Genomic DNA, 19,024 nt, shown 5'->3' with positions numbered 1-19,024 from the left:
CTTATCTAAAGCAAACCATTATTCACTGATGAACTTCCGTAATCTCTTTCATCAACTCGATCCAGTCTTCCCGCTTAAAGTCATACAGGTCCAGTTCGATTTTGCGCAGAACCAAGTGGATGCTGTCGAACTGTTCATTTGACCGGAATCGCCACCAGCTTTTTACGGTCGGCGCTTTGACGCCAGGCGCATAATACATCAAGGTGCGTTCCGGGTTGATGATGTCTTCGGCGCGGTCTACGTCCAAATAATCATGCGGAAAATCGATGTAGAGGCCGAGAGATGCTTTGTGCGGTGTGATGTACCCGATTTTATGCAAGGATGTGCGGTCTTTCTTTTCAAGGGAATCGCTCCAAAGAACCGGATTGCGGCTAGCGATTAGATAGCGGCCGTCTTCCTGTTCTTCCACTGTGCAATTCGGCATACTGTTAAAAATATCGAGCACTTCGCCCATTTGTTTCATTACCGATCTGTTCATGTTGCCACTCCTTCAACTAAGCTATTCGCCCAATCATAAGATAAAACCGGACAGCTGTAAATACGGACCCCATTCATGCTGCGTTTATTCAATAAGAAAACCGCCCACACTTTTCAAAAGAAAAGGGCAGGCGATTTGATTATCAGTCTGCTTTTGAAATGGTCCGTCCGCTTTTGCCAAGCGCGTAATAGATGCCATGCTGGAGACTTTTCAGGCATTCGAATTTATTTAAATCGTTTTCGGATTGGGCAATGACCATCGCCAGTTCCGGCGACACGCCGACGAGTATCGTTTCGATGCCGAGCAGGCGCGCAGAAGCGCCGAGTTTATCGATCAGCCTCGCGGTGTGTTCAGAAATGTGTTTGTGGAGGCCGGTCAGATCCAGCAGCAAGTAATGCGCCCGGTGTCTCGGCAATTCGCTGAGCGTATTGAGGATCAGGTCTTCCGAACGCTCTTCGTCGTAATTGCCGATCATGGGCACGACAACGATATTTTCCAGTACCGGAATGATTGGAGACGAAATTTCTTTTATCAGTTTCTGCAGCATCATCGTTTTCTCATCGACCATTCGCTCCAGTTCTTGAATCTTCAGCGCTTCCTGTTTTCGCGAAAGGTCATGGATGTTCGATTGCACCGTGATGTCGGACGGATAATATTCAACGATGCTGTAGGGGTTTTCGTCGTTTTGATATTGGATGGTTTTGTACCAGAAGTTCGTGCCGAAAAGGCCGGTCAAGACGCCGGCGTAATGGGCATGAACAAAAATGCCTTCGAGACCTTTTTGTTTTCGCTGATTCATTTTGTATTCCCAATCGTCTTGGATGTGGAAAGTGAACTGCTTCGTCTCTTCGTCCATCTTGACGATTTTCGCTTTTCCCCAGCCTGCGGGGGCGTATGTATTGGCCAGCCATTCAATGATATTGGATGTATTGATATTTTTCATGTGGAGAAATTCTTCACCCACGACGACGCCTTGGCGGAACCCGGTTGTTTCCAACACCAGTTTGGTGGCTTCCGTTCCGGCGATTTCCCGGATCGAGTCAAAAAACGTTTCCATCGCGGAAATCCAAAAGAACACGACGGCTCCGCCGTCAAACAAGACTTCCGCTTTCTCCAAATCCCACTGTAAATCCACATCGCCGACTGTCAGTTGTTTTTTTGTCATCTCAAGTCTTCCTCCGATTTGCTGGCTGCTCCCATTATTTGTGTGAAGGCCGTTAAGTATAATAAGTTTTGTATCTTATTCCCTAAGTTGCAGAAAACTATGCAGGGCGAAATAAAAATTATAATTGACCGATACCTTACTTATTTATATCCATAACCAAAAGCTTGCGGGTATGTTTTATTTCAAGAAACTTTTTTCTTCAAATCCCGGGCGAGCCAAAGGATAAAGAAGAGCAGCAAAGCGGAACTGGCAATGAGCGCAATCAAATTCGGCACAGCTTTCGTATACAGATCATTCGTGCTCGTCACCATCAGCCATTCGGGAAAAGCGGGATTGACGGCGTACTGGAAAACGGAGAGGGTGTTGTTGAACAGGTGGAGCAGAATCGGCACGAGCAGCGTACCGGTTTTTAAATACAGGAGCGCGGCCACTACGGCAAACAGGAAGGCGCCTAAAATGTTGATGTGGAATGCGCTGAAAATGAGGCTGGATAAGCCGATGCCTTTCCATAAACCGAGCGAAGCAATCAGCCGGTGCATGAGCACACCGCGGAAGACGAATTCTTCGGCAATCGGTGCGAGGACCGCGATGATAAGACCGTTCGCTATGAGGTACCAGAGTTCACCGGGAATCGGCTCCGGCGTAAGCGCGATTTCCACTGCGGCCGGGGAGACAGACACGAGCCCCCGCAGCATCAGCCAGTAGATGCTGATGGAAAATACCAGGACGAGTAAAGTGAGGCCAGCTACAGGGGGGATCCAGCGCGCTGTGCCGGTGAAGAAAAAAATCCGGCGCACTTTAATGCCATACTTCCGGAAATAGGAGCTGCAAATCCAAAGGGGCAGGACGGTGTAGAAAGCCAGGAGAAAAACAATAAACTGAAGATAGGCGTTGCCCGTGGCTTGCAGCAATAAAGAAACCGAAACGATGGCCGCGACCGTCATAATGCCGATGACAAACCGGGAACGCATTTCTTCAAACATTGGCCTCGCCGCCTTTTGGAGGATTTTATTGCGGTATTTCCACTTCATCATATCATTTTAATCAAATTAATATCAAAATATTCAGATAACATGTAGATTTTATTAATCATGAGGCGTATACTGGTTACGAAAATAATTGCACCTTAGCGCGGATTACGAAAAAAGGAGGGAAGTGCACCAAAAACAGAAGAATCGCAGCGTTTATTGCCGGCAGTTTGAAATCCTTTTACAGACGACTGAACTGGAGAAGAGGAAAGAACAATGCTTTATAATGTTGTATTGTTTCTTCATATCTTAGGTGCGGTGATCATGTTTATGGCGATTGCGATTTTGGCTTTGTCGATGCTGTCGATGCTGCAGTCGAAAGACACGGAAAACGTCAAACGCTGGTCGGGGCTCGCTGTGAAAACGGACGGGCTATTTCCGATGAGCACGGTGCTGATCCTGTTGCCCGCGTTGTATCTCGTCTTTTCCGCTTGGGGATGGGGCACCGCTTGGATCAACGTGTCGTTGGCGGCGCTTCTTGGCACCAGCATTTTGGGTCCGGTCATCAACCTCCGCCGGCTGAAAGGAATCTTGGCCGCAGCGGAAGCGGAAACGGATGCAGTGCCATCGCCCGCTTTGATGAATAAAGTCCGAGACCGCGTTCTGTGGAATTCCGTCTCGATTATGTCGATGCTCGTATTGGGCATCCTGTTCCTAATGGCAGTGAAACTCGCATTGCTCGGCTCGCTCATTACGATGGTGCTCGCAGTAGCATTTGGCTTTGGCATCGCGCAGGTGATCTTAAGCAAAACGCGACCGGAAACGTCGACCGACACCGTGTCATTTCGATGAAACCAAAGAAAAAAGCCGTATCCTGAGGAGGATACGGCTTTTTCGAATGAATTACAGCAAGTGCTTCGCGAGCAGCCGGTACGCATCCAAACGCTTCTCCTGCGAATGCGGGATGCTGCAGATCATCGCTTCTTCGAAGCCGTATTGCTGCTGTTCCTGCTGCAATTGCTCCGCGACGTCTTTTGCGGCGCCGACTAGATGGATGTTGCGGCTCGCCTGGATTTGCATGCGATCCATTTCGGTGAGCGCAGAATTTTGCGCTTCTTCCGGTGTCATGAGCGGCATGATGCGGCCGCGCATAAGCATCAAACGCGAAATGTCCTGCGGCAATGCTTCGTATTCTGCTTCTTCGGCAGTTTCTGCGGTCGTCACCAAATACGACACCGAAATTTCGGGTTTTTCCATGAAAGCGGAAGGGACGAAATTCGCCCGGTATGAATCCAAAATGTCTTTCGTCATGCCGCCGGTGAAGAACTGGGCAAACGAATAGCCGACGCCCATTCGGCCAGCTTCATATGCGCTGTTGCCGCTTGAGCCAAGCAGCCACGCTTCGGGCAATTGGATATGGGTCGGGGTGGCGATGGTTTTATTGTAGAGCGTTTCTTCCGGCACTTCGTCGTTGATCAGCTTTAATGCCGTATCGAATTTGCCGTACATATCATCGGTCATCGGACGGCGTCCTTGCGACAAGGCGTAGATCGAACTGTGGTCGCCTCCCGGTGCACGCCCGACGCCGAAGTCGATGCGGCCCGGTGCAAGTGCGCTCAAGGTTTTGAACACTTCCGCGAGTTTCAGCGGCGAATAATGCATCATCATGACGCCGCCCGTACCGATGCGGATCCGTTCCGTTTTCGCGCTTAAGTGAGCAGCCGTGACTTCCGGAGCGGAGCTAGAAAAAGCACCCGAGCCGTGGTGTTCCGCCATCCACATGCGCGTGTAGCCTAACTCATCAGCGAGAACGGCGAGTTCCACCGCTTTGTTCATGGCTGCTTCTGCTGTATTTCCTGCCGTCACCGGCGCTTGGTCGAGTACACTTAATTTCATTTATTTAACTTCCTTCCTTATATTGCTAGTTTGCATAATAAGGAGTATAGCAGTCCGGCCACGCGAAATCACTTTATCTGTTTGAGGGGCAAAAAGCCATTCCGCACGTCCTGTTTAAGGCCCGGCAGAATGGCTTTTCGTCTTTCATTGAAACAACAAATAGTCTTTGTCGCTGATATAGGAGGGGCTGATGTCGACGAACAGGAAATACTGGTCCGGCAGCGGATAGCTGAACGTGCGGATCATTTCGCCGGTTTCAATATCCGAATACGTGTCGGACAGGATGCCGTGGTGCAGCGTGCGCATGCGCATTGTGTTCTCTAAGAAATACGGACGGAATGCCCAGTGCGAGCCTTTTTGCTCCGGTTCGATTTCCCAGTGCCCGTCGCGCTTTCGGAAGTTGGAAGACACTTGCTGGCCTTCGCTGTCGCAAATGTACATCCGGAAACTTTCTTCATTAAAAGGCGCTTTGATGTTCTCGAGAAAACGGTCTGCATCGGGTTCGCCGCGCCACTCCGGAATCGCCTTTTTCACTTTGTCTTCACAGGCGGATGAAAACGCGAGCCGGGCATCGATGAGCGATTTCTCGCGTTTAACGAATTCCTGGACATGCGCTCTCGTGTCGGTAGCCAAGGAATCGGCCAATTGGAAATCCGGTTTGGCCAAATAAAATCCTTGGTAGTAACGGCCACCGTGTTTCCAGGCGAACTGCAGCTGGTGGCTGTCTTCGATGTTTTCATACAGGAAAACCGCTCCGATCCGGCGTGCCAACACCGTGAGTGTGTAAATGATGTCTTGAAAAACTTCGGGGCGGTTGCTGCGGATCAGCCCCGTATCGATTTTGAAAATATGCGGCTTTAATTGGCGGATGCGGTCGATATTGGAGCTTTTGGCGCCGACATGATCGACCGCGATTTTGATGCCGTACGTTTTATAGTAGAGAAGCAGATGGTTTAAGACATCAAAATCCTCTTCAAAATCGTGCTCGGTGATTTCCAGCACGATCCGTTCCATCGCGAACCCTTTTTGTTCAAGCTGCCGCAAAGTATGCAGGAAATCTTCGCCGCCGTTCGTTAAGAGCTGCTTGGCGTTGCGGTTAATGAAGAGAAATCCGGAATTGCCCGCTTCGAGCATTTCAGCTGCTGCTTTTTGCAGAAGGTCCTGATCGACTTCAATTTTAAATTCATCCGGCACATCCGGGTCGTGGAAAAAATCGCCGAGGCTTATCCAAGTGCCGTCGTCTTCATAGCGCCCAAGCACTTCGTAGCCGATGACTTTATGTTTTTCTGCGCTCACGATCGGCTGGAAGGCCGGCTTCGCTTTATGCAGATTTTCAAGAAGCGTTAACGGATCCATTGCGGGACCTCCTTTGTATCGTCACGAATATTTAAATAGTTTAGCTGAATTGAAGGAATTGTTCAAATAGCGATGCAGTTTTATGGATGTGTGATTTCGGCATAATGAAAAGAGGAATACAAGATTATTGAGGCGTTTGACAAAATGTTGTCAAATTTCTATGGGAATTGATCTTCATTTGCCAAAACCATATTGATTCCGGATAAGTGGAGAATAATAATAGATAGGGCAAGACAAAATACATGAAACAACGATTCATTGGAAAGAAGAGGACGAAATGAAATTGACGAAACACGCAGCACGGCTCATTCTGTTTTTGATGGTGATGCTCGCAATCGCGGGTTGTTCTTCAGCGGCCCCAACTGCGGATTACACAACAGCGGAGTTTGAGGAAGCATTAAACGCTGGAGAAGAACTTGAAGGGAAAACCGTATCCTTTACAGTCGATGCAATCGAACCGGCAAGCGCCTTCGGCTACAACCTTCAAACAGGAGAGCATTTGAACTTTGTATCATCCAAAAACCCGGGAGTGGAAGTCGGGGATGAACTGATCGCAAAAGTGGACGAGGTCCAAAGCATGCTGGGCTCGTTTATCATTACGTACGAAATTGTTGAATAAACCAAAAAATCGGCCGCACCGGAAACTTCCGGTGCGGCCGATTCTTATTTTTCATTCCGCTTCTGCCGCAGCCTTCACCGTACCCGGATTGAAAAACTTGTCCACCAGATCGTAAATCATGATGAGCTCATACAGGATCTTGAACTCTGGCGGAAACAGGGTAGGGTGGAGCGTATCGCTTGTCGAAGCGCTTTTGCTGTCGTCCCAGAAGAAATCGGTAATGATTTTTAACTGCTGCTGATGCTTTTCGTGATTGTAGCTCGTGGAATTCTGCAAATCGTCCGCAAGTTCTGCCACGGCGTGCATAATGATGTTCCGCTCGGCCGGCGTCCACTTTAAATGGTCCGATGGGGTCCGAAGCAGCGCGTCCAAATGGAATTCGAGGTTATGTAAAAACAGCAATTGCCGTTCTGCCATCTGAAGTTCCGTTTGCCGGTTCCGGACTTTTGCGTACAAACTGAAATCGTCCCGCTGAAAATGAATGAGCTTTTCGGTCTTTTGGATTTCCGTCGTCAGCCGCTTCACGAGCTCTTTGTCTTCTGGAAGATTCGCATCGCCTTCAAAAAGGGTCGTATGGAAAGTGTGTTCGAGCATTCTTCCGGCATGTGCACTGATGCGCTGGATGCTTTTTAGAATGTCCCGCTGGTAGTTCGGCGGGAAAATGAGCATATTCACAGCCGTGGAAACCAGCAGCCCGATCGTCGTGGTACCGAGGCGAATAAAGAAGGCGATCAAGACATGGTCATGGATGACTTCAATCATCGCAACAGCTGTCAATGTAGCTACGAGCAAGCCGTCATGCAGCTTCAGTCTGGAACAGACCAAAATCGTTGCAACGGCAGCGAGCGCATACGTAATCGGGGAATTCCCGAACAAGGTGATGAACAGAACCGCAAAAGCAGAACCGATCGCCGAAGCAGGAAATCGGACAAGTCCTTTTTTAATGGAATCGCTGACGGTCGGCTCGATTGTCACAATCGCTGTAATGACCGCAAAGACAGGCGGCCAGCCGAACCATTCGCAAATGATGGCCGTTAAAAAAATGGCGATCCCGGTTTTTAAAATCCGGCTGCCATTGAAATGAAAGGGGCGCATAAGATTTTGACCACCTCTCCTTTTCTTAAGAAATTTTACCGAAGTATAGTATATCATTCCTTTCTGCTGCGGCTCTACAACAATCGTATTTTGGCATGCAAAAATATAGCCGCCTTCAACTTTAATCTGCAGAGTGCGTACAAAGTTGAAGGCGGCTGCTAAGGACTATTTGAAAGAAATTATTCTGATTTGATTCCTGCTCCGCAAAGCGGAAGGACGATTTTCTCTTCAGCTGCTGATCTGTAGGCTAAATAGCCGGCATAGTTTATGGCCGATGTCACTTCGACATAAAATCCTTTATCGGCCAAAAGCTGGCGGGCCGTTAAGATTTCTTTCTCACTGATTTCGATGAAGGTCCCGCCTGTGCCGCGCACCGCTTCGAGAATTTGCTTGGAGCGGGCAGGGGCTGCAATGGCGATTCCTTCTGCAAGCGTGCCTTTATTCGCCACAGCTTCCGCTTTCTGTTGTCCATTGCGGTAAGCCGTGGCAAGCGGCGCGCAGTTTTCGGCTTGGACGGCGATGATTTTCGGCATCCTCTCAATCAAGCGGTTAGCAAGCAATTCTTGAAAACCGTAGTAAGCGCCGAGCAGGAGCGTGCCGTTGCCGACCGGAACGATTAAAGCGTCCGGAGTTTCCGCGAGCTGCTCGTAAATTTCATAAGCATAGGTTTTCGTTCCTTCATAGAAGTACGGATTGTACACATGGCTTGCGTAGAAGACATTTTCAGCTGCGACGGCTTGCTGGGCAGCGGCTGCGACATCTTCACGCGAGCCATGGATTTCTTTGATTGTGGCGCCGTGTGCTTCGACTTGTGCGATTTTCTTCGGAGAAGTCGTATCGCTCAAGTAAATATCGCAGGGAATGCCGCAGCGGGCTGCGTAAGCCGCAATCGCTGTCCCGGCATTTCCGCTGCTGTCGGCAATGACTTTGGCTGCTCCGAGTTCTTTGGCTTTTGCCATCAAAACCGCGGCGCCCCGGTCTTTGAAGGATAAGGTCGGCATCATGTAGTCCACTTTTACGTATGTATTCGGCGCTTCAGCATCTAGCAGAATCAAAGGGCTCTGGCCTTCGCCCATTGTGACGGATTTCCAGGTATCCGATCCTTGTTCAAAAGGCATCGTTGCAACATAGCGCCAGAGCGAATTCGGATACTGGTTCCAAGAAGCGGGATCAACCTTCGGCGTTTCTTTGACGATATCCAAGACACCGCCGCATGTACATTTCCAAAGCGTCGCCGTTACCTCATGCATTTTTCCGCATTCATTGCAGACAAACTGTTCCATCACTATCATTCCTTTCAAAATTTTTTCAACAAGGCCATTCGGTCGTGAAGATGTTTTAGCTTTCGACTTCATCTTGCTTTTCGCTAAATTTCTTATATTTTCTATAAGTGTATCAAAAGAAAAGAAAGGTGATTAAAGAAGCCGTTTATTGTAATGATAAATATAAGGGACACCGCGAATTAATAGGACCATAGCCTTTAGATTTAGGGCATTTAGATGCAGTAGAATTAGAAAAAATCATCTGAAAAAGGCAAACTTATCCGAAAGGGAAGGACGCAAAGCCATGAGCCTAACCACTGGAATTCCAGTGAACGGTTGTCAGGCTGCCAGGCGCACATTCTGTGAGCCGCGGTTCACAGAATGGAGGAAAATAATCAATGTTCAAAAATATGGTGATCGTTGCGATGGCATTTTTTTCTTTAGCGGCTTTTTGCCTGCCGGGCCAAGCTCATGCAAATGAAATACCCGAGCCAGTCCATGCGACATGGCTATGGAATCCGTGGATGTTCGTAAGCGACGAAGCGGCAACATTAGCCTTCTTGGAAACTAAGCAAGTAAATAAAGTGTACGTTCAAATTGATCGGGACATTTCAAAAGAGCTCTATAGAAGTTTCATCAAAAAGGCGAAAGCTGCTGGAATTGATGTCTATGCACTGGACGGAGCTCCTGCATGGGCAGCGCCGAAAGGCTATACTAACCAAGATCGTTTCTTGGCTTGGGTGGCCGACTATCAAGCGGAGGCGCTGGAAGACAGCCGGTTCGCAGGGGTCCATCTGGACGTGGAACCGTATCTCTACAGCGGCTGGAATACGAACCAGGCAGCCACCGTTAAATCTTACCAGTCGCTGCTCCAAAGAGCCGCTAATAGCACAGCTGAATTAGGTCTCCCGTTGGAAGCCGACATGCCTTTCTGGTTTGACGAAATCACTTACAAAAACACTTACGGCAAAGGCTTGCTGGCAGATTGGGTCATTGCCAATACGGCCGGCGTAACCATCATGGCTTACCGTGATTCAGCGCCGATGATTATCGAAATCGTCAAAAGCGAAATGGCCACGGCGCAGCGCCTCGGCAAAAGCATCGTGGTAGGCGTTGAAACCGGAGAAACCGATGAAGGCAGCATCATCACTTTTGCGGAAGAAGGCGAAGCCTTTATGAATCAGGAGCTGGCGAAAGTAGCTGCTCATTTTGCCGGAAACCCCGCTTATAAAGGAAATGCGGTCCATCATGTTGGCAGCTGGATGACATTGCAACCATAAAGTGAGACAAGATATATGTAAAAAGAACAAGTCCCTTCGGCAGGGCTTGTTCTTTTTTATTTTTTATCAAAAAAGACTTTCAATTCTGTCAATTGAGAGTTATTATATATCTAATAGATATATATCTTTTAGATAGGGTGAATGAGTTGAAGAATTATAATCATACGACGTATGCGATTCTTGGATTATTAACGACGGATTGCAGGTCAGGCTATGCCATCAAGCAAATGATTGACCGAAGCCTGAACCATTTTTGGAAAATCAGCTATGGCCAAATTTATCCGACGTTGAAGCTGATTGTAGACGAAGGCCTGGCAACCGTTAGTGCATCGTCCGAAGATTCGAAGCAAGGCAAAAATGAATACGAGCTGACGCCTAAAGGAAAAGAAGTGCTGAAAACTTGGCTCGAAGAACCGATTGAGCAAATTCCGGTGGAGCGGAATGAAATTTTACTGAAGCTATTTTTCGGTAGCCACCAGTCGAAAGAAACAACCACTGATCAGTTGGAGGAATACAAGGCAAAGCTGGAAAACCGCTACGCGGCGTATACCGGAATTGAAGAGATGCTGCAAAATAATTATGGGGAAGGAGAGGACACGAAGTATTGGCTTTTCACCTTGGATTACGGAAAGCGAACGACAAAAGCGGCAATCGAATGGTGCACCGTGACGCTTGAAGCGATTTCGAAGGAGGAATAGAAATGGGCAAAGAAGTTTTCCCCGGACGTTTCACGACCGAAAACAATGAAAACATCGTCATCTTTCTAATTGGCATGCGGATCAACAAACGGCGCGCAGTGACTAAATGGCTCCCGGTTTTTAACGCCATGCCCGGGATGATCAAAGAGCTCTATACCCATAAGGAAGAGCTTGGGTTCATCTCAATGGAAAATTATTTCGGCCTAAGAAGCACCGTCATGATCCAATATTGGCGCTCGACTGAAGACCTCATGGCGTATGCTAAAAACGACAAACACTTGGCTGCATGGAAAAACTTCAACAAAAAAATCGGCAATAACGACGCGGTCGGCATCTATCACGAAACTTATGAAGTGCCGGCAGGAAATTACGAATCCCTTTATGGGAATATGCCGCTCTACGGATTAGGAAAAGCATTAAACCACATTCCGATCACGGCAGCACGCGGTTCAGCGCGAAAGCGGTTTGACAGCGGGAAATTGAAGCAGGCGGATGTTTAATAGAAAAGCCAATCTATAAAAAAGCTTGCCTTCAAAGAGACAAGCTTTTTCCAGGTTGTCGAGAAACTAGTTGGATGAGCGCATCGACTTCTTGAATTCGCACTGCAGCGCTATGCACTTGCCCAAGATATAGAGCAAAATACGGAGAGGATGTTTCTTGAATAAAACCTTTTACATTTCTATCTTTTTCAGAACACTGAAAAAAGCCTCCGCACACACAAATGCGGAAGCTTTTGTTTATCGATCAACTAGCTGCTGGAAACTCGTTCTCCATCTTCTCCGTCACTTCCTCTAAAATGGTCTCATTGTAAATCAGTTCTTCGTCCAAAAGAATTTCATAGCCTTCCTGCGGTGAAGGGGAATTGATCAATCCGTAAGCTTCTAAGTATGCCTCCAGCTCGTAAGCGTATGAGTCGTCAATGGCTTCTTCATCTGCTTGCTCGATCAATTCCAACGATTTTTCAGGATCGGTGAGTACGTAAAATTCGGCAAGTGTCATCAAATCGTCCGTCCGGTATTGCGGGCCGCTTGTTTCCAACCGTTTTTCCATAAAGGCAATCGCTTCATCCAGTTGGTCCTGCATGAGGTAAAGGTCTGTCTGCATCCAAGCGAGCCGAGCCAGCTCTTCGTCAGAAGCTTCTGCAGACAGCTCATCAATCAGTCTTTGTGCTTCTTTATGGTTTTTATTTTCCAGCGCTTTGTAGGCTGCGTCGTATGCTTCAGACTCCGCTTTGCTTTCTGCGATCAGGTCATCCAGAAACGTTTTTTGGAAGTCAGCGAGCTTCATCTCCGTTGTTTCTTCCAGCATTTTATAAAATTCGCTTGGCATTTTCGCTGCGAGGAACGATTGCAATTGGTCTTCGCCATACGCATGGGCAAGCGATTCGACCGCGAGTAAACTTTGGACGTAAGGGTCGAAGTCGCGGGTGTACGTATCGTGGAACGTAAAGTTGTGGTCCATGAGATGAAAATCAATGGCTTCCACTTCCTCTATTTCATACCAGTCGCTGCTTTCGCCTGCCAAGTATTCAGCGGTTCCTTCTTCAAACCAAGCCGGCAGACGTGTTTCCGACAAGCCTTGTTCCGTGGAGTACAGATGGCTTTGATGATGGGTGTATTCGTGAAGCAGCGTCACGTCCCATGAATACTCGTCCGGAACGAGATGAATTTCCTGCGTGTAGTAATCATAATAGCCCAGTGCGTCTTCAATGCCGGAGGCTTCAGACAAGGTGTCGAAATCATCATGGAAGACAATCGTCAGCTCGCCTTTGCTTTCATTGCCGAAAAACGCATCAATCCGTTCTTTTTCCTGGCTGAGGAGTGCATCGACTTTATCGATTTCATCTTTTGTGGCAGTCGTATACGAATATGAAATGCCGTTTTTCTCGATTGTGCCGACGACGTTTTGGGAGGAAGCGCTGTTAAAAAACGATAAAGCCAGGGTTTGTGTTTTTTCTGCCGCTGTAAAATCTTTCGTCAAATCTTTCGCTTCGATCAAGGTATTGGCGAGTGCAAACAGGCCAACCGCTGAACTGAAGTAGACCGTCAAAATCAGCAGGCTGGCAACTTCCATCCGGTTAGCCAAACGCAGCTTGGCGAGCTGGCCGGTGTGGAGGCCATAGAGGCTCAGGGCTACTACCGCTAAACAAAAAATGAGCAGCACCAAAGCAAGGAATAGTCCGAGGATCAACCCTTGGCTAAAGATGAGCCAATAACTGCCGATGCTGATGCCGGTGAATAAAATCAGTAAAAAGAATGCTTTTGCCAGAAACTTCATGTTGTTCTCTACTTTCTATAGGAAATTCAAACTGAATAGATGCCGGATGATAGGAACAGAATGCTCACGGAACAGCGATCTAACTTTAACCATAACAAGGATGAATATGAATATTCTTCTATTAAGTTTTCTATAGATTAACATTTATATGTGATGGAATATATCACTTTTTTATAAGCATTTAGACCTTATTTACCGCGAAAGACCGCTATAAAAACGAAGAATTGCTTTCGATTTGTTTACAAACGTTTTAGGGATTGCTATAGTGGGCACTAATAGATTTTTACAGAAAATTGGAAAAACTGATTTTGAATGGGACTGCAAATGAAAGGAGTTTTTCTTATGGAAAATGCTATCGGCATTGCTTTTATCCTGCTGCCTATTGTCATCGGCGGGGCCATCGCGCTCTTTGTGATTCAAAGCCTCAAAGCAAAGCAAAAGAAGGGGACACTCGGCAACAAAAAAACAGCAGAAGCTCAAACCTGGCTTAACAGCTTGATTCCGCTCGGCCTGGTTTTTGGAAGCACTGGCGGTGTACTTTTCAGCCTCTTTTCCCCCGTTTTCATGGGGACAGCCATTTCGCTAGGTGCGGCACTTGGTTTATTGTGCGGCTATTTTGCTTACGATCATTACAGCAAAACGAAAGAAACGCCTTCTTGAATAAAACAGGAAAAAGCCCGTCCGATTTTGCCGGACGGGCTTGATTTAATGTTACCGATATTCTGCGTATAGCGCTGCCCATGTATAGGTGCCGACTACGCCATCGACTTTCAAACCTTTAGCGGCTTGATACTTTAAAACATTTTGTTTGGTCTTTGGACCGAAGATACCATCGACCGTGGTGGGCAGTCCATATTCATTCAGAGTCCATTGAAGCAGTTGGACTTCAATGCGTTTGCTTCCTTCACGCAGGATAAACTGATGCTCCGGCGCAATGTCCATTAAGTTCCGGAGTTTCGCCGGCAGTTCACCGTCCGGCTCTGCAGGTTTCTCGTGTTCCGCATAAAGTGCGGCCCATGTATACATGCCGACGATGCCATCGGCTTTCAAGCCTTTTTCCGCTTGGTATTTCCGGACATTCGCCAAAGTTTTGTTGCCGAAAACGCCATCAACCTCTGTTTTTAATCCGTAATGATTCAAAGTCCATTGGAGGAGTTTCACTTCAATCCGTGTGCTTCCTTTGCGCAGGGTGAACTGATGCTCCGGGGCAATTTTCATGAGATTTGCCAAGTTGGCTGGCAGCTTGTTTTCCTGGACAGCAGTGGTGTGGCTAGTTGCTTCCGCTGGTTGAATAGCTATGGGAGATGCGGCCAATAATCCGAATGCCAGTAGCGCGGGAATCCATTTTTTCTTCACGGTTGATTCCTCCTGGATTTTATTTTGCCATCTGTATACCCGGATCATTCAGAATCGAAACGATGAGTGATGGCTTTAATTTACTTATTTTTTATTTCCTTCATAATGAAAACAAACGTTTCTGGAGGGAGAGCCATGTACGAAAAAAAGCAATACGTTTTTGACGGTGAAAAGCCTGTCGCGGCAGTGGTCCGCAATTACAGCCGGACTGATTTTCCCGAATTGATCGCGATCCAGCAGGAAAGTTTTCCGCCGCCGTTTCCGTCGGAGCTCTGGTGGAATGAGGGGCAATTGGCGAATCACGTGGCATTGTATCCGGAAGGGGCCATCTGCGTGGAAATCGATGGGGAACTTGCCGGATCGATTACGGCGCTGCTGACGGATTTTGATCCGGCGCACCCTGAACATACGTGGGAAGAAGCGACGGACAACGGCTCTATCCGCAACCATAAGCCGGACGGCAAGACGCTTTATGTCGTCGACATTTGCATTCGCCCGAAATTCCGTTCGCTGAAGCTTGGCCATCTGTTGATGCAAGCTCTATATGAACGCACTGTGCAGGACGGGTTGGAGCGCGTGCTTGGCGGCGGCAGGATGCCGGGCTACCATCGCTACGCCGATAAACTTACAGCCGAACAATACGTGGAAAGCGTGATCGAAGGGAAATTGAAAGACCCGGTCATTTCGTTTTTGCTTCGCTGCGGACGAACGCCGGTGAGCGTGGTGCCAAATTATTTGGAGGACGAAGAATCGAAAGGGTATGCTTTGCTGATGGAATGGAAGAACCCTTTTGGGGGATAAAAGAAAAAACCCGTCATGTGCAGAATTTCTTTGCACATGACGGGTTTTGTTTATGAATTTGGAAGTTTGACGGTCACAGTCGTGCCTTTGCCGAGTTCGCTTTCGATCTCGAATTCGGCCCCGTGCCGTTCGATGATTTCCGCGACAATCGCGAGGCCCAAGCCGCTGCTTTGGCTCGAACGGGAAGCGTCGACGCGGTAAAAGCGTTCCTTCACTTTTTCAAGCGCGTCTTCCGGGATGCCGATGCCGCGGTCCGGGATGGAGACGATAGCGTAGTCGCCTTCACGAGCGCACGTCACGACAATTTTGCCTTTTGGTTCGCTGTAGCGGATGGCGTTTGTCAGGAGATTGTCCCAGACTTGTTCCATTAAATGCTCATCGGCGTAGATGTCGATCGGTTCCAATGTCCGTCCGGCTCCGGGAAAAGTACCTTGCTTTCCATCGCAGGCGCTTTGCTGCAGCCTTCGTCTGGTGAAGTACTCGTAAACGGCACGAATATCGGAGAGATGAAAGAAACGGATCTTTCGTCGTTCCGCCTGACCGATATCGGATTCATCCTGCAGACAGCGAACTTGATCCCGTACTTGAACGTATTGGACCAACTGTTGCTGGTTCGCCGAATGAAAGGCAAAGTGACTTCGAAAGACGTGGAATTTGCCAAAACCTTGTTGAACGACCTGGGGCTTAGCCAAAAACTGACGAAATTCCCGAACGAATTGTCCGGTGGGGAACGGCAGCGTGTAGCAATCGCCCGTGCGTTCGTCAACAACTCCAACATCATTCTGGCCGATGAACCGACGGCAAGCTTGGATTCCAACCGGGCCTTTGAAGTCGTGAAGCAAATCCGCAAAGAAGTAAAAGACCGCAACAAAGCGGCCGTCATGGTAACGCATGATGAGCGGATGCTGGAGTTCTGCGATAAAGTCTATCGCATGGCTGACGGTGTCTTGACGCTGCAAGCATAATAATAGAAGAAAAGATTGGGCAGTTTTTCTGCCCAATCTTTTTTTCGTTCTATCGACCCCAAAGAAGATGGCGCCTCCATTTGACAGAATAATGTCTCATTGTTACGCTTGTTATCGGAAAATAATGATAATAAACAGAAATTGTTATCCATAATATGGCAGATAATGAGGGCATGAATGGAGCGGTTTCCAAAGGGGATTAGAAGATGGAGAAGGTGAAGAAAAGAAGGTTTGAAATGCCGGATGCGTTTGTCATCATCTTTGCAATTTTATTGCTGGCGGTTCTTTTGACGTACATTGTACCTGCTGGAGAATTTCAGCGGGAAGAAGTGGATGGCCGCAATATTGTAATAGAAGGAACTTATGAACGCATCGAGAACGATCCAACGACGCTGCTGTCGATTTTCACTTCGATTCAGCAAGGCTTGGTTGATTCGGCACCGATTATTTTCATGGTATTGATCATCGGCGGTGCGGTCGGGGTTATTGATCATACAGGAGCGATCAATTCGGGCGTCAACGCATTGATCGGCCGGGCGAAAAACCAGAAATACGTGCTGGTTGCTGCGTTTATCATGATTTTCGCTGTGATGGATTTTGTCGGCATTAGCGGAAATGCCATTATTGCTTTTATTCCGATTGGGATTATTTTAGCCAGGGCACTGAAACTGGATCCGATCATCGGTGTCGCGATGGTGTATCTCGGGCAGTATGTCGGCGTTGCAACGGGGACGTTCGATCCGGTCATCACGGGGCTTGCTCAATCGATTGCGGAGTTGCCGCTGTTTTCTGGCTGGCACTTGCGGCTGACAGCCTTCTTTATTTTGTTGGTTATTACGATGACGTACATATTGCTTTATGTAAAACGCATCAGCAAAGATCCGTCTAAAAGCATCATCAAGTTTTCGGAGACGGATGGAACAGATCAACCAAAAGTGGAAGAATTCGGGCCGTTTACCGGCCGCCACAAATTGGTGCTTCTCACATCATTATTATTTATGGCATTTTTCATTTACGGTGTGTTCCAGTTTGAATGGAGTACGAACGAATTGGCCGGAATTTTCATCATGATGTCGATTGCGGCAGCGATTGTCGGGCGCCTCAGAATGAACGAATACGTACAAGTCTTCATCAAAGGGGCTCAAGGAATTGTCTACGGAGCGCTCGTTATTGGACTGGCACGAGCGGTCGTAATTGTCCTCGAGAACGGCAAAGTGCTTGATACGATCGTCAATGCAGCCTTTATCCCGATGGCGGAGCTTCCGCTGTTTCTCGCAGCGATCGCCATGTTCATCTTCAATTTGCTGTTCAATCTGATCATCACATCGGGCACGGGCCAAGCAGCGATCGTCATGCCGTTCATGGTGCCGCTTGCAGATATGCTGGATATTACACGGCAGACAGCCGTCCTTGCCTTTAAACTTGGCGACGGTACGACAAATATCATAGCGCCGACTTCGGGAATTTTGATGGCGGTTCTCGCTGTCGGGAAAATTCCATATTCAAAATGGTTTAAGTTTGTCTTGCCGCTTATGCTGCTGTGGACAGTTGTCGGCATCGCTATGGTCGGCATTGCCGTCCTTACCGGCTATCAATAAATCGAAAAAGAAAGAAGGGCTACCGATGGATTCAGTGTTGAAGTATATGGAAGAACACCAAAAAGAAATATTGGAAGACATCCGTTATTTGGTGGAAAGCGATTCGCCTTCACTTGATAAGAAAACAACTGACCGCTGCGGAATGCGCATCCAGGAATTGCTGGAACGCCATATCGGCAACCAGGCAGAAGTGATTCCGGAAAAAGAATACGGGAATCACTACAAGCTGGAGGTTGGTGAAGGGGAAGAATCGGTCCTTATCCTCTCCCATTTTGACACAGTGTGGGACCCGGGCGAGCTGCCATACCGGTTGGAAGGGGATACCGCCTACGGACCAGGCATCCTCGACATGAAAGGCGGTTTGGTCCAAGGGATTTGGGCGTTGAAGGCGATCAAAGAACTTGGGCTTCCGCTGCAGAAGAAAATCGTCTACTTGTTTACGAGCGAAGAAGAAATCGGCAGTCCGTCTTCAAGAGACGTCATCCGCCGTACAGCTGAAGGATGCAGCGCAGCTCTTGTAACCGAGCCGCCTGTCGTCGGAACCGGTGCGCTGAAAACTGCGCGCAAAGGATCTGCCCGCTACACAATCCGCTTTACCGGAAAATCCGCCCATGCAGGAAACAACCATCACGAAGGCGCCAATGCACTGCGTGCAGCGGCACGTGCGGTCGAGTATTTGGAGTCGCAGACGGATTACGAAAAAGGGACGACCATCAATATCGGATTGGTCAAAGGCGGCGGCAAACTGAATGTCGTGCCGGACAGCGCAGAAATCGGTGTGGACGTTCGGGCCACTTCGACCAGCGAACAGGAGCGAATTGACAAGCTGATCCGCGGGTTGAAACCGTTTTTAGAAGGCACGGAACTTACGGTAGAAGGGGACATTTCACGCCCGCCGATGGAACGTACCGAACAAACTGCCCGGCTTGTTGAAATGGCGAAGGCAGCCGGAGCTGAACTTGGCTTGGAGCTTGATGAGGCATCGGTCGGCGGGGCGAGTGACGGCAATATTACCGCGGCTATGGGCATTCCGACAATTGACGGCTTAGGTGCGCTAGGTGTCGGAATCCATGCACGCAACGAACAAATCGTCATTTCGGAACTGCCGAAGCGGGCGGCCCTTATCGCAAAATTGTTAGTGAAAATGTAGAAAGATTTGCCAGGCACAGTGGAACTATTTTCCGCTGTGCTTTTTCTTTTTACATTTTTA

Annotated in this window: 19 protein-coding genes, 1 pseudogene and 1 riboswitch; of the genes and pseudogenes, 10 read left to right on the top strand and 10 right to left on the bottom strand. The window is 48.3% G+C overall.

Features of this window, described 5'->3' with window-relative positions; all coding sequences use genetic code 11:
• Positions 1-22: 22 nt before the first annotated feature.
• The 3 genes from BN1080_RS13570 to BN1080_RS13560 all read right to left on the bottom strand — a co-directional run bounded on the left by BN1080_RS13570 (position 23) and on the right by BN1080_RS13560 (position 2,626).
• Entirely contained in the window at positions 23-478 is a 456-nt protein-coding gene (locus tag BN1080_RS13570; RefSeq protein WP_052652798.1) for a hypothetical protein, read from the bottom strand.
• 142 nt (positions 479-620) lie between these two features.
• Positions 621-1,643, bottom strand: coding sequence for an STAS domain-containing protein (locus BN1080_RS13565; protein ID WP_052652796.1), 1,023 nt, complete (start codon positions 1,641-1,643; stop codon positions 621-623).
• Positions 1,644-1,825: 182 nt separating this feature from the next.
• A complete protein-coding gene (locus BN1080_RS13560; RefSeq protein ID WP_052652794.1) occupies positions 1,826-2,626 on the bottom strand; it encodes a CPBP family intramembrane glutamic endopeptidase in 801 nt (266 codons plus the stop codon).
• A gap of 261 nt (positions 2,627-2,887) precedes the next feature.
• Here BN1080_RS13560 and BN1080_RS13555 point away from each other — a divergent pair, with 261 nt between their 5' ends.
• Positions 2,888-3,463: a DUF2269 family protein gene (locus tag BN1080_RS13555; protein WP_052652793.1), complete on the top strand. Its 576-nt coding sequence runs from the start codon at positions 2,888-2,890 to the stop codon at positions 3,461-3,463.
• Between the two features lie 51 nt (positions 3,464-3,514).
• On the opposite strand, the gene BN1080_RS13550 is transcribed toward BN1080_RS13555, so the two are convergent.
• Together BN1080_RS13550 and BN1080_RS13545 are read right to left on the bottom strand one after the other, a co-directional pair.
• Positions 3,515-4,507 carry an MsnO8 family LLM class oxidoreductase gene (locus BN1080_RS13550; RefSeq protein ID WP_052652791.1) on the bottom strand — a complete coding sequence of 331 codons (993 nt, stop codon included), beginning with the start codon at positions 4,505-4,507 and terminating at the stop codon, positions 3,515-3,517.
• A gap of 144 nt (positions 4,508-4,651) precedes the next feature.
• Positions 4,652-5,863 carry an EAL domain-containing protein gene (locus tag BN1080_RS13545; RefSeq protein WP_052652789.1) on the bottom strand — a complete coding sequence of 404 codons (1,212 nt, stop codon included), beginning with the start codon at positions 5,861-5,863 and terminating at the stop codon, positions 4,652-4,654.
• 277 nt (positions 5,864-6,140) lie between these two features.
• Between BN1080_RS13545 and BN1080_RS13540 the strand changes: the two genes are divergently transcribed.
• Positions 6,141-6,482, top strand: a complete 342-nt coding sequence (locus BN1080_RS13540) for a hypothetical protein (RefSeq protein WP_052652787.1) — start codon at positions 6,141-6,143, stop codon at positions 6,480-6,482.
• Positions 6,483-6,533: 51 nt separating this feature from the next.
• Here the strand turns inward: BN1080_RS13540 and BN1080_RS13535 are convergent, their stop codons facing one another.
• Both BN1080_RS13535 and BN1080_RS13530 read right to left on the bottom strand, forming a co-directional pair.
• The gene (locus BN1080_RS13535) at positions 6,534-7,577 is read right to left on the bottom strand and encodes an aromatic acid exporter family protein (RefSeq protein WP_052652785.1); all 1,044 of its coding nucleotides are present in this window, start codon (positions 7,575-7,577) and stop codon (positions 6,534-6,536) included.
• Between the two features lie 179 nt (positions 7,578-7,756).
• Complete coding sequence (locus BN1080_RS13530) at positions 7,757-8,860, bottom strand: threonine synthase (RefSeq protein WP_052654643.1); 1,104 nt, start codon at positions 8,858-8,860, stop codon at positions 7,757-7,759.
• A 239-nt stretch (positions 8,861-9,099) separates the two neighbouring features.
• Positions 9,100-9,191: riboswitch (cyclic di-GMP riboswitch) on the top strand.
• A gap of 46 nt (positions 9,192-9,237) precedes the next feature.
• On the opposite strand from BN1080_RS13530, the gene BN1080_RS13525 reads away from it, so the two are divergent.
• The 3 genes from BN1080_RS13525 to BN1080_RS13515 all read left to right on the top strand — a co-directional run bounded on the left by BN1080_RS13525 (position 9,238) and on the right by BN1080_RS13515 (position 11,317).
• The gene (locus tag BN1080_RS13525; protein ID WP_052652783.1) at positions 9,238-10,119 is read left to right on the top strand and encodes an amidase; all 882 of its coding nucleotides are present in this window, start codon (positions 9,238-9,240) and stop codon (positions 10,117-10,119) included.
• Positions 10,120-10,265: 146 nt separating this feature from the next.
• Entirely contained in the window at positions 10,266-10,817 is a 552-nt protein-coding gene (locus BN1080_RS13520; protein WP_052652781.1) for a PadR family transcriptional regulator, read from the top strand.
• A gap of 2 nt (positions 10,818-10,819) precedes the next feature.
• Entirely contained in the window at positions 10,820-11,317 is a 498-nt protein-coding gene (locus BN1080_RS13515) for a DUF4188 domain-containing protein (protein WP_052652779.1), read from the top strand.
• Positions 11,318-11,561: 244 nt separating this feature from the next.
• Here BN1080_RS13515 and BN1080_RS13510 read toward each other — a convergent pair whose 3' ends face one another.
• The gene (locus BN1080_RS13510; protein WP_052652777.1) at positions 11,562-13,094 is read right to left on the bottom strand and encodes a tetratricopeptide repeat protein; all 1,533 of its coding nucleotides are present in this window, start codon (positions 13,092-13,094) and stop codon (positions 11,562-11,564) included.
• Positions 13,095-13,436: 342 nt separating this feature from the next.
• On the opposite strand from BN1080_RS13510, the gene BN1080_RS13505 reads away from it, so the two are divergent.
• On the top strand, positions 13,437-13,754 hold the full coding sequence (locus tag BN1080_RS13505; protein WP_052652775.1) for a hypothetical protein: 318 nt from the start codon (positions 13,437-13,439) through the stop codon (positions 13,752-13,754).
• A gap of 51 nt (positions 13,755-13,805) precedes the next feature.
• On the opposite strand, the gene BN1080_RS13500 is transcribed toward BN1080_RS13505, so the two are convergent.
• Positions 13,806-14,450: a peptidoglycan-binding domain-containing protein gene (locus BN1080_RS13500; RefSeq protein ID WP_052652773.1), complete on the bottom strand. Its 645-nt coding sequence runs from the start codon at positions 14,448-14,450 to the stop codon at positions 13,806-13,808.
• Between the two features lie 135 nt (positions 14,451-14,585).
• Between BN1080_RS13500 and BN1080_RS13495 the strand changes: the two genes are divergently transcribed.
• Entirely contained in the window at positions 14,586-15,251 is a 666-nt protein-coding gene (locus BN1080_RS13495; protein ID WP_052652771.1) for a GNAT family N-acetyltransferase, read from the top strand.
• A gap of 50 nt (positions 15,252-15,301) precedes the next feature.
• Here the strand turns inward: BN1080_RS13495 and BN1080_RS13490 are convergent, their stop codons facing one another.
• Entirely contained in the window at positions 15,302-15,655 is a 354-nt protein-coding gene (locus BN1080_RS13490; RefSeq protein WP_234398974.1) for a sensor histidine kinase, read from the bottom strand.
• Positions 15,656-15,658: 3 nt separating this feature from the next.
• On the opposite strand from BN1080_RS13490, the pseudogene BN1080_RS13485 reads away from it, so the two are divergent.
• From BN1080_RS13485 to BN1080_RS13475, 3 genes and pseudogenes are all read left to right on the top strand, one after another.
• A pseudogene (locus tag BN1080_RS13485) lies at positions 15,659-16,216 on the top strand (ABC transporter ATP-binding protein); the annotation flags it as partial.
• Positions 16,217-16,422: 206 nt separating this feature from the next.
• Positions 16,423-17,814, top strand: coding sequence for a YfcC family protein (locus BN1080_RS13480; RefSeq protein ID WP_052652767.1), 1,392 nt, complete (start codon positions 16,423-16,425; stop codon positions 17,812-17,814).
• Between the two features lie 25 nt (positions 17,815-17,839).
• The gene (locus BN1080_RS13475; protein ID WP_052652765.1) at positions 17,840-18,964 is read left to right on the top strand and encodes a M20 family metallopeptidase; all 1,125 of its coding nucleotides are present in this window, start codon (positions 17,840-17,842) and stop codon (positions 18,962-18,964) included.
• Positions 18,965-19,024 lie beyond the last annotated feature (60 nt).

Source organism: Planococcus massiliensis (assembly GCF_000821325.1).
Classification (GTDB): domain Bacteria; phylum Bacillota; class Bacilli; order Bacillales_A; family Planococcaceae; genus Planococcus; species Planococcus ruber.
The sequence above is the reverse complement of the archived record's forward strand: the minus strand, read 5'-3'. Positions and strand labels throughout refer to the sequence as shown.